10 protein-coding genes and 1 pseudogene are annotated in these 9,495 nt (G+C 39.3%); 8 read left to right on the top strand and 3 right to left on the bottom strand.

The window, feature by feature from the left end:
• A pseudogene (locus tag BKK52_RS12825) lies at positions 1 to 361 on the bottom strand (glycosyltransferase family 4 protein); the annotation flags it as partial.
• A gap of 451 nt (positions 362 to 812) precedes the next feature.
• Positions 813 to 1,025 (bottom strand): 50S ribosomal protein L31, encoded by a 213-nt coding sequence (gene rpmE / locus BKK52_RS12820; protein ID WP_005625828.1) that lies wholly within the window; start codon positions 1,023 to 1,025, stop codon positions 813 to 815.
• 189 nt (positions 1,026 to 1,214) lie between these two features.
• On the opposite strand from rpmE, the gene mutY reads away from it, so the two are divergent.
• The 3 genes from mutY to mltC are packed head-to-tail and all read left to right on the top strand — an operon-like array spanning position 1,215 to position 3,688.
• A complete protein-coding gene (gene mutY, locus BKK52_RS12815) occupies positions 1,215 to 2,348 on the top strand; it encodes an A/G-specific adenine glycosylase (RefSeq protein ID WP_077478865.1) in 1,134 nt (377 codons plus the stop codon).
• Positions 2,326 to 2,598: an oxidative damage protection protein gene (locus tag BKK52_RS12810; protein WP_077478864.1), complete on the top strand. Its 273-nt coding sequence runs from the start codon at positions 2,326 to 2,328 to the stop codon at positions 2,596 to 2,598. The genes mutY and BKK52_RS12810 overlap by 23 nt, the downstream gene beginning before the upstream one ends.
• A 13-nt stretch (positions 2,599 to 2,611) precedes the next feature.
• Complete coding sequence (gene mltC, locus BKK52_RS12805) at positions 2,612 to 3,688, top strand: membrane-bound lytic murein transglycosylase MltC (protein ID WP_077478866.1); 1,077 nt, start codon at positions 2,612 to 2,614, stop codon at positions 3,686 to 3,688.
• Between the two features lie 70 nt (positions 3,689 to 3,758).
• Here mltC and BKK52_RS12800 read toward each other — a convergent pair whose 3' ends face one another.
• Positions 3,759 to 5,693, bottom strand: coding sequence for a TonB-dependent receptor plug domain-containing protein (locus BKK52_RS12800; protein WP_077421264.1), 1,935 nt, complete (start codon positions 5,691 to 5,693; stop codon positions 3,759 to 3,761).
• 194 nt (positions 5,694 to 5,887) lie between these two features.
• Here BKK52_RS12800 and glyQ point away from each other — a divergent pair, with 194 nt between their 5' ends.
• From glyQ to BKK52_RS12775, 5 genes are all read left to right on the top strand, one after another.
• On the top strand, positions 5,888 to 6,796 hold the full coding sequence (gene glyQ, locus BKK52_RS12795; protein ID WP_077478863.1) for a glycine--tRNA ligase subunit alpha: 909 nt from the start codon (positions 5,888 to 5,890) through the stop codon (positions 6,794 to 6,796).
• 46 nt (positions 6,797 to 6,842) lie between these two features.
• Positions 6,843 to 7,490 carry an FABP family protein gene (locus BKK52_RS12790; RefSeq protein ID WP_077478862.1) on the top strand — a complete coding sequence of 216 codons (648 nt, stop codon included), beginning with the start codon at positions 6,843 to 6,845 and terminating at the stop codon, positions 7,488 to 7,490.
• A gap of 27 nt (positions 7,491 to 7,517) precedes the next feature.
• Positions 7,518 to 8,795 carry a histidine-type phosphatase gene (locus tag BKK52_RS12785; protein ID WP_077478861.1) on the top strand — a complete coding sequence of 426 codons (1,278 nt, stop codon included), beginning with the start codon at positions 7,518 to 7,520 and terminating at the stop codon, positions 8,793 to 8,795.
• Positions 8,792 to 9,022 carry a hypothetical protein gene (locus BKK52_RS12780; RefSeq protein ID WP_131826480.1) on the top strand — a complete coding sequence of 77 codons (231 nt, stop codon included), beginning with the start codon at positions 8,792 to 8,794 and terminating at the stop codon, positions 9,020 to 9,022. Before BKK52_RS12785 ends, BKK52_RS12780 begins: the two co-directional genes overlap by 4 nt.
• A 73-nt stretch (positions 9,023 to 9,095) precedes the next feature.
• Entirely contained in the window at positions 9,096 to 9,461 is a 366-nt protein-coding gene (locus tag BKK52_RS12775; RefSeq protein ID WP_077421267.1) for an endonuclease domain-containing protein, read from the top strand.
• Positions 9,462 to 9,495 lie beyond the last annotated feature (34 nt).

Below are 9,495 nucleotides of genomic sequence, written 5' to 3'. Positions count from 1 at the left end.
GCTTGCTTGCTTGCTTGCAAATTTTAGCAAGATAACCTTTGTGATTTCCACCACAAATAACGATATCTGATTGACTATAAATTGTTGTAATAGATAAACCGTTTTTTCTGCGTTTATTAAAAAAATAGGATAATAAAAATTTTCTCAATGGTTTAGGAATAAAAGACAAATTAATCTTTACAGGATTAATAAATTGGTATTCAATAAGATCTTTATTAAATTTTGTTGAAAAAACTGTTGGTCTAATAGATAACTGGTGAAAGCCATTAATTAAATCAATGACATATCTTTCCATTCCACCACCATATTGAAATTTTATGCAGTCTAGAGATAGATTTTTTTCGTAAAGATGATTTTTCATATACTTGACTCTAAAGATATTAATTATTTAGCAAATAAATATAAAATAAACTATTACCATGTTTTTTAACATGTCTTAATTTATATATCATTGTCTTTTCTTCTGTTAGTTCTTTCTTTTTTATAGCCGTATATTACGATTAGAATAAGGTTTTATATTTACACACATTGAGGAATTAAGAAATGTCTCAAAAGGTAAATTAAAAGCATCATTTTTGTAATTGTCTTCCCCTCTCCCAACCATTCATTTCTTCTAAAAATATAAATATAGAACAAATTCTCGTTAATACAGTTTTTCCAAAGTATATAACGGCTTATAAAACAAGCCCTCCTCTAACGAAAGTTCGGACAGAATAGGTTAGATTAGGTAAATGAGTTTAAACTTTGGCTATTCTATCTTGAATGGCGATAAAACAAAACCCCACCGGTTGGTGGGGTTGAGTAAGTCCAAATTATTTTGTACTTGGAATTTTGAAACGGCTGTTGAAGCGTTCAACACGACCGCCGGTATCGACAACACGTTGTTTACCTGTATAGAACGGATGGCAGTTACCACACACATCAAGGTTGATGTCTTTGCCTAGGGTTGAACGGGTTTTGATCACATTACCGCAAGAGCAAGTTGCAGTAATTTCTTTATATTCTGGATGAATACCTTGTTTCATAGAAAACCTCAAAATGAAGCCACGCCGCTATAAGAACTTTCTTCTTACACCGCGTGAGTGAATAATACGCCATAATTGGCACCAAATAGGGTGCAGATTATACTGAAAAAATAGAGATAAACAAGCCCTGTTTTCGTGTAAAATGACTGCCGTTTTTAACCGCACTTTAGAATGAATCTGAACAAAGTTATGTTAGCGAGATCTTCCCTACAAGCGCCTTTCGCCCAATCGGTATTACAATGGTACGATAAATTGGGACGTAAGCATTTACCTTGGCAACAAAATAAAACCCTTTATAAGGTCTGGCTTTCAGAAGTGATGCTTCAACAAACTCAGGTGGCAACGGTGATCCCTTATTTTGAGCGCTTTGTTAAAACCTTTCCCGATTTGACCGCACTTGCTAATGCCTCGCAAGATGAGGTGTTGCATTTGTGGACGGGGTTGGGCTATTACGCAAGAGCACGCAATGTGCATAAAGCAGCGCAAAAAGTGCGGGATGAATTTAACGGAAATTTTCCCACGGATTTTGGACAAGTCTGGGCATTGCCGGGCGTGGGGCGTTCAACTGCCGGGGCGATTTTATCTTCTGTATTAAATCAGCCTTACCCTATTTTAGATGGCAATGTAAAGCGGGTGCTGGCACGTTATTTTGCAGTTGATGGTTGGCCGGGTGAAAAAAAGGTGGAAAACCGCTTATGGCATTTAACCGAAGAGGTCACACCAGTGGAGCGGGTGGCGGATTTTAATCAGGGGATGATGGATATTGGGGCGATGATTTGTACACGCAGCAAACCTAAATGCGATCTTTGCCCGCTGAACAAAGGTTGTTTGGCCAATAAAAACGAAAGTTGGGCACAATTTCCCGGTAAAAAAACGAAAAAACCGCTGCCGGAAAAAGAAACCTATTTTTTGATTTTGTCTAAAAATGGCAAAGTGTGGTTGGAACAACGGGAAAGTGCAGGCTTGTGGGGCGGGTTATTTTGTTTTCCACAATTTGAATCACAAGCGCATTTGTTGGCTTATTTGGCCAATGAGGGTATTTACCATTATCAGGTCTGGCCGGGCTTTCGTCATACTTTCAGCCATTTTCATTTAGATATTTACCCGATTTATGCCGAGCTGGAAAATGATAGGGTCGAGCAGGAAAACCGGGATTGGCGTAAGGTGATGGAAAAACCAAAAGAATATCAACCAAGTCTATCAAGTGCGGTCAAATATTGGTATGATCCGCAAAATTCTGAACAGATCGGGCTGGCTCAGCCTGTAAAAAATTTATTAACACAATTTGCAAGGAATTATTATGGCGAGAACAGTGTTTTGTGAGTATCTCAAAGAAGAAGCCGAAGGCCTTGATTTCCAGCTTTATCCGGGGGAGTTAGGCAAACGAATTTTTGATTCAATCAGCAAACAGGCTTGGGCTGAATGGATAAAAAAACAAACGATGTTAGTGAATGAGAAAAAACTGAATATGATGAACTTGGAACATCGTCAATTACTTGAACAAGAAATGGTCAGTTTCCTCTTTGAAGGAAAAAACGTTCATATTGAAGGTTATGTTCCTCCATCCCAATAATTGGCATGAAATAATGAAAAAGTATTTGTTATTGGCATTATTGCCACTTCTCTATGCGTGTAGTGATTCGCCCAATCGTCGTAGTATCAATTATGATGAAGTTTTTGCGAAAGACACACAGGGTTTAGATATTCTCACCGGGCAGTTTTCCCACAATATTGATCGTATTTGGGGGGTAAATGAATTGCTTGTGGCGAGCCGTAAAGACTATGTGAAATATACGGATTCTTTTTATACCCGTAGTCATGTGAGTTTTGATGAAGGGAATATTATCATTGAAACCCAGCAGGATCTTAATCGTTTACATAATGCGATTGTACATACGTTATTAATGGGGTCTGATGCAAAAGGCATTGATTTATTCGCATCGGGCGATGTGCCTATTAGCTCCCGTCCTTTTCTTTTAGGGCAGGTGGTCGATAATAATGGCCAGCAAATTTCGAATCAGTTTATTGCAGGCAATTTTGCAACCTATTTAATTCAAAATAAATTGCAAACCCGCCGTTTACAAAATGGCAATATGGTACAGTTTGTAACAATCCCAATGATTGCAAACCACGTTGAAGTCCGTGCACAAAAATATTTACCTTTGGTTCGTAAAGCAGCACAGCGTTATGGCATTGATGAAAGTTTGATTTTGGGTATTATGCAAACCGAATCAAGTTTTAACCCTTATGCGATAAGTTATGCCAACGCCATTGGCTTAATGCAGGTAGTACCTCATACCGCCGGTCGTGATATTTTTGCGATGAAAGGAAAAAGCGGTCAACCCTCAGCCCGTTATTTGTATGATCCGGCAAATAATATTGATGCAGGGGTGGCTTATTTGTGGATTTTGCAAAATCAGTATTTAGACGGCATTACGAATCCAACCTCTAAACGTTTTGCGATGATTTCCGCTTATAACAGTGGGGCAGGCGCTGTGCTACGGGTATTTGATAATGATAAAGACGAGGCGATTTACAAAATCAATCAAATGTATCCGGAACAGGTTTATCGTATTTTAACCACGGCACATCCTTCCTCCCAAGCGAGAAACTATTTGTTAAAAGTGGATAAAGCGCAGAAAAAATTCCGAGTTAGACGATAATTTGATAATTAAATAAAAATCCCCGAAGGTATTTCTTCGGGGATTTTTTCAAAAATTGACCGCACTTTTGTTAAAACGAACCTCTTAAGCCCACATAAATATTACGTCCGTCTTGACCGTAGCCAACGACATTTTCATATTTTTTGTCAAATACATTGTTTAAATGGGCGTAAATATTTAAGTTTGGGATAATTTGATAATTTACACCTAAATTAACCAATGTGTATGAAGGCATTTTGAAATCACCGGAATCAAGTCGTTTGCCAACATAAGAAACATTTACGTCAGATCCAAAATTTTTAGTGATTTGATAACTTAATCCGAGGTTACCTGTGTGCTTAGGGCGGCGAACATAATTTGAACCATACTGATCGTTTTCAGATTTGATATAGGTGTAAGTATAATTTGCATAGGTCGAGAGGTTATCGGTCAATTTGCCGTTATAGGCAATTTCTACGCCTCTAATTTTAGTTTTTCCGTCACGATTGACTGTGCGATAAACGGTATAACCACTTACTGGTACGGAAGAAAGAAAATTATCTACATTACGGGCAAAAAGTGTGGTGTCTAAGCTATGGCGTTTATCGTTGCTTTCAGTTAATAATCCAAACTCTCCACCTAAACTTTTTTCGGCTTTTAATTCAGGATTTGCTATCCAGATATAGTCCCCTCCCCATCCATAAACATCAGTAAATGTTGGATTGTGGATCCCTTTACCAAAACTAGCATGGGCTTTTAAATTGGGCGATAAACGGTAAGCACCGGCAATGCGAGCAGTAATAGCATTTTCAAATAAGCTGTTGTTTGTGTAACGACCACTTATAGAAAGGCTGTGATCTGATTCTGTAAATAAACGATATTCAGCAGCAATACTTTTTTCAGTGAGTTTTTTTTCATTAAAATCATAAACTGAAGCAATATATTTTATATTTTGATAATCGGTTAATAGACTGACCGATTGTTTAATTTCGCCTTCGCGATCAAAGTTAATATCTAACTGATAATTTGTATTGAATTTCTTGCTTTCATATTCTGTTTTACCCACAGAAGAATTCCACGAACTGTATTGTGTTGTATGACTATCTGTTTTCACATGGCTTATTAATGCTTTATGAACAAATAAGTCATCTGCATTACCTATATAACCACTTAACTTATAACGGGTTTCTCGAGTGCGGGTATTATCATCAAATATTCGTTCATTCTCAGCACTATTATCAAAATGGAGCGTTTGAGAAGAGTGTGAAGCAAGAAAATCTATCCCTTTTTTACCATTGTCAAAACCAAAACGTAAAGAAGTGTTATCACGATGAAAACCATCTTTTTCACTTGCCGCTATATTATTGCTGGTATTTCCTGAAACGCTCGTGTAATTAAATACACGCTCGCTACGTGCTGAAATACCCCGAGTACGATGGCTGTCACCCTGAAGGGCATAATAAAAACCATCTTTCTGACCAGAAATAGTCACAGAACCATCACGTGTACGGTGTGAACCTGTACCTACGTCAAAATCAATATTAAATGGTTTGTCTTTATACAGACCGCTTTTTGTTGTGATATAAACCACTCCCCCCATTGCATCACTTCCCCAAAGAGCAGATTGCTCACCACGCAACACTTCAATTTGGTCAATATTACTAAGAGATAATCCTCCAAAGTCAAAGTTAGTATCAGCAGGATTTACTCGAATACCATCAATAATCACTGCTGTATGTTTAGAATTAGCTCCTCGTAAGAATAAGCTGGTTGAAGCCCCGCGCCCACCACTTACCCCCATAGCCACGCCCGGCACGGTTTTCAACATATCGCTGACGTAGGTGGCATTACGTGCGGCGAAATCTTTTTCTGTTAAAACGGTGACAGATGAGGCAGTTTGATCTTGATTGACCGGCGTGGCGTAGGCGGAATAAACGTTAATCGCAGGCAGTTCTGTATCAGATTCGGCGTGCACAAAAGCAGAGGATGTCAACAAAAGTGCGGTCGTTATTAGATTTTTTTTCATTGATATGTTCCTTAAGTTAAACAAATCGCTATTGTGACATAAGCCTTTTGGCTTTCCTAATCGAGATTTTTCATAGCAAGTGTTAATTTCATTCATAACAACACATTGATTTCTGGGTACACTTTTCACCTTTATCCGCTCCTTGGTTTCAAGTATAATGATGCCATTTTTTTATTACAGTAATCGTCAAAATTATGAGCAATCAATTCAATATAAAAACATTCCAAGGGATGATTCTTGCCCTGCAAGATTATTGGGCAAAACAGGGTTGTACTGTTGTCCAGCCCTTTGATATGGAAGTGGGCGCGGGCACCTCTCATCCAATGACGGCATTACGGGCATTAGGCCCTGAGCCTATGGCCTTTGCCTATGTTCAACCTTCTCGCCGCCCGACAGATGGTCGCTACGGTGAAAATCCAAATCGCTTACAACACTACTATCAATTCCAAGTGGTGATTAAACCCTCACCGGATAATATTCAAGAATTGTATTTAGGTTCTCTCGAAATGTTGGGGTTCGACCCAACCCAAAACGATATTCGCTTTGTGGAAGATAACTGGGAAAACCCAACCCTTGGTGCTTGGGGATTGGGCTGGGAAGTGTGGTTGAACGGAATGGAAGTGACTCAATTTACCTATTTCCAACAAGTGGGCGGTTTAGAATGTAAACCGGTAACAGGCGAAGTGACTTACGGTTTAGAACGCTTGGCGATGTATATTCAAGGTGTGGACAGTGTGTATGACTTAGTTTGGTCAGACGGGCCGCTTGGCAAAACCACTTATGGTGATGTCTTCCACCAAAACGAAGTGGAACAATCCACTTATAATTTTGAATATGCCAACACGGATTTCTTATTCTACTGTTTCGATCAATACGAAAAAGAAGCGCAATCGTTGCTTGGCTTAGAAAAACCATTGCCATTACCAGCTTACGAACGCATTTTAAAAGCGGCTCACAGCTTCAACTTGTTAGATGCACGCAAAGCGATTTCAGTGACCGAACGCCAACGCTATATTTTACGCATTCGAGCTTTAACCAAAGGGGTGGCCGAAGCCTATTATGCCAGCCGTGAAGCCTTAGGTTTCCCCGGTTGTCAAAAATAACCCGAAAAATGACCGCACTTTAGACAGGATTAAACAGGAGATAAAAATGACTGATTACCAATATCCAAAAGACATTTACACGGAAGCCGAACAGGATGTGAATACCTTGGCTCATCTTGGGCCTTTAGCCGGTATGGCTGGGATTTGGGAAGGCAAACGTGGGGTGGATATCAATCCGAAAGCGGAAGGTGCGGAGAAAGACCCCTATATCGAACGTATTGAATTACAACCCATTGATGCCCAAACAAACGGGCCTCAACTTTTTTATGGCTTGCGATACCACACCCGCATTGTGCAACCTAATGAAGTAGAAACTTTCCACGATCAGGTGGGCTATTGGCTTTGGGAGCCAGCAACGGGCAATATCCTATTTACATTAAGTATTCCCCGTGGACAAACCCTGATGGCAACAGGAAATGCCTCTGCCGATGCGAAAGAATTTACTGTACAAGCCGTGCGAGGTTCCCTTACTAACGGTATTATTTCTAACCCGTTTATTGAACAAAACTTCACTACGGAAAGCTATACCATTAAGGTGAAAATCAATGATGACGGCACTTGGTCTTACGAACAAGATACGGTGATGATTATCCCGAACTATGATGAACCTTTCCATCATACGGATAGAAACCGCTTAACCAAAATCGCAGAACCGACACTCAACCCAACTGCTTTGGCTGCGCAAGCACAATAGCGGCTTGGATAAGGGGGAAGCCTAATAATGAAACCTACCTTTGCAAAAATTTCCCGAAATTTAACCGCACTTTTCTGCCTTTTGCTCTTTATTAATGAGGCTGGGGCGAGTGAACAAAAGGACTTATCATCAAAGGATTACCACTTAGATAAGGTGTTGATTTTTAGCCGCCATGGATTACGTTCACCGGTGGAAAAAGATCCACGGGAAATGGCTAAATATTCCCCTTATCCTTGGGCGAAATGGGATGTTCCATCCGGTTATCTCACACCGAAAGGCACGATTTTAGAAACCTATTTTGGACAATATTTGGGGCAGTGGTTTAAACAAAATGGCTTGCTCACCACAGAACGTTGTGCCACAGGTGAAGGCATTTTTGTTTACGCAAACAGTGTGCAACGCACCATTGCCACGGGGCAGGCGCTCATTGCTGGGGCTTTTGCCGGGTGTCATGTTGCTTTGCAACATCAAGGTAAAATAGGTGACGAAAAAGATCCTATTTTTCACACTCAGGCAAAAAATCTTAATATTGCCTTGATTGAACAGGCTAAAAAAAATGTTGATTTAACTGCTTTACAGCAAAAACTCGCCCCAAATTACGCTTTGTTAAGTGAACTGATCGATTATCAAAATTCACCAAATTGTTTACAAAAAGCCGAATGTGATTTGGCTGGAAAGCTAGGAGAATATCGTATCGAAGAGGGGAAATCGGTACGGATTACCGGTTCGATCAGCACTGCTAAAAAAATAGTGAGCAGTTTATTACTGGCACATTATGTGGGCAAATCACCAAACGAGATTGCTAATGGTAACATTGATAGCTTGCAAAAATGGCAGGCTATCAATGAAATCAAAAATGAATATTACCGAACGCTATTTAAAAATAATCAAGAGTTGGCACAATATGTGGCTTACCCCTTGTTGCAATTTATTCAGCAACAATTAGAGAGCGAAAATAAAATCATGCTCCTGGTGGGGCATGATTCCAACATTGTCGCATTGCTTGCCGCCCTTGGGGTGGAGCCTTATGAATTAGAAAATTCTTTGGAAAATATTCCCATTGGCGGAAAACTGATGTTTGAAGTGTGGAAACACAACGTAAGCGGTAAACCGAAATTTCGCTTGGAATATGTTTACCAAACCACCGAACAGTTAATCAATCTGACACCGCTAAGTTTATCTACGCCTCCTCATCGCATTTCGCTTACATTGGCAGGTTGCAACAGGGATAATGACGGCTTATGTGACTATGCCGATTTTCAGCAAATTTTGCAGTGGAGTTTAAAGGTTAAAACAGAAAAATGATGAAAAAAATCTTAAGTGCGGTGGTTTTTGCCAGTGTTTTAACTGCTTGTAGCCAAACATCTCAAACAGCACAAATTATTGGAAAACGAGATATGTATGGTTGTTTAGTTTCTGCAGGAGAAAGTTTTTCTTATACAAAACAACGATGTATATCACCGCTTAACAGTGAAGAACACTATAAGCGAATGCGTGCAATTAGAACGAAGAATAAGATAATTCATAAATAATGTTGAAGTGGAAAATTAGTTTTTGGCATTTGATATTTTATAGTTTAATTGGATATTGGCGAGCTAGGGAATGATTCAGTCTTATGAAAAATATTTAAAGGAAAATGCTCAAAAATTACGCATTAATCAAACTGATCCTGAACGAAAGCTATGGCAAAGGATTAATCGGGATCAATTATTAGGCTTTCGATTTAATCGACAAAAGCCACTTTTGAATTACATTGTGGATTTTTATTGTGCGAAAGCAAAATTGATTATTGAGCTGGACGGTAGCCAACACTACGAACCTGATTATCAAGAAAAAGATGCATTACGAGATGCGGAATTAACTTCGTTAGGCTTCACTGTGATGCGATTTAGCAATGATGAAGTGATGCGTGAAATTGAGGGTGTGGTTGAGCAGATTTATTTGTTTTTGGAGAATGTGAAGTCTGATTGACTATGAGGTTGGAATGATTTCTGCCAAATCTCCC

This window comes from Rodentibacter trehalosifermentans (assembly GCF_002000545.1).
GTDB lineage: Bacteria > Pseudomonadota > Gammaproteobacteria > Enterobacterales > Pasteurellaceae > Rodentibacter > Rodentibacter trehalosifermentans.
The sequence above is the reverse complement of the archived record's forward strand: the minus strand, read 5'-3'. Positions and strand labels throughout refer to the sequence as shown.

Coding starts and splice junctions, on each gene's coding strand:
- BKK52_RS12800 (WP_077421264.1), bottom strand. CDS start 5,693: ATGAAAAAAAATCTAATAACGACCGCACTTTTGTTGACATCCTCTGCT.
- BKK52_RS12780 (WP_131826480.1), top strand. CDS start 8,792: ATGATGAAAAAAATCTTAAGTGCGGTGGTTTTTGCCAGTGTTTTAACT.
- mltC (WP_077478866.1), top strand. CDS start 2,612: ATGAAAAAGTATTTGTTATTGGCATTATTGCCACTTCTCTATGCGTGT.
- BKK52_RS12790 (WP_077478862.1), top strand. CDS start 6,843: ATGACTGATTACCAATATCCAAAAGACATTTACACGGAAGCCGAACAG.
- BKK52_RS12785 (WP_077478861.1), top strand. CDS start 7,518: ATGAAACCTACCTTTGCAAAAATTTCCCGAAATTTAACCGCACTTTTC.
- glyQ (WP_077478863.1), top strand. CDS start 5,888: ATGAGCAATCAATTCAATATAAAAACATTCCAAGGGATGATTCTTGCC.
- rpmE (WP_005625828.1), bottom strand. CDS start 1,025: ATGAAACAAGGTATTCATCCAGAATATAAAGAAATTACTGCAACTTGC.
- BKK52_RS12810 (WP_077478864.1), top strand. CDS start 2,326: ATGGCGAGAACAGTGTTTTGTGAGTATCTCAAAGAAGAAGCCGAAGGC.
- mutY (WP_077478865.1), top strand. CDS start 1,215: ATGTTAGCGAGATCTTCCCTACAAGCGCCTTTCGCCCAATCGGTATTA.